The 566-nt window shown below is 40.1% G+C and carries 2 protein-coding genes; both read right to left on the bottom strand.

The genetic code is table 11. The annotated features are described in order from the left end of the window. Positions 1-288 (bottom strand): hypothetical protein (locus A3766_RS07920; protein ID WP_197479428.1); only part of this gene is annotated, 288 nt, incomplete at its 3' end. Next, on the bottom strand, positions 269-566 hold a 298-nt coding region (locus tag A3766_RS07915; protein WP_231882861.1), incomplete at its 5' end, for a hypothetical protein. The genes A3766_RS07915 and A3766_RS07920, both read right to left, overlap by 20 nt.

Genomic DNA, 566 nt, shown 5'->3' with positions numbered 1-566 from the left:
AAGGTTAACGTATGCACCAGCCAGGGTCGGATATCTATCAATTAAGCCCTTAAATATCTCTTCTGCTTCAACGTAAGATTTTTCTTTGATAAGAGCTAGACCTTGCTTGTATGCAATTTTATCGTCTTCCGTGAGGATTGGCTTAACAATAGCGCTAGCCGGCTTCTCAATCTGGATAGGCTCTATTTTTTTGCTAGTACTTGAACAAGCTACGACAAAATACAAAGCACCTATAACAAGGATTACCTTAGATATATGACTCATAGGCTTAGAAATATTCATCAGCATGTAAGATCGCCTTTGATTTACGTTCAAACTCTGTTGGATTCATTTCAGCTAACACTTCATAGGTGGCTGCAATCCATCTATCGTACTCACCATCAGGAACCTTATCGAGGTTAATCTGATAAATCTCCAAAGCTTGCTCTTCGAATGAGTACGCCTGCTCCTCCAGTAGAATGTCGTATTGCTCTAACTGAAGCTCTGTAAGTTTGTCGGGTCTTTCGGAAGACATGATATCTTGCGCTAAGGTTCTATATATCGTTCCGATTTTATAAGTAGCCGCT

The sequence above is a fragment of the Oleiphilus sp. HI0132 genome, from assembly GCF_001635845.1.
Note: the sequence above shows the minus strand (reverse complement) of the source record. Positions and strands in the feature narration are given on the sequence as shown.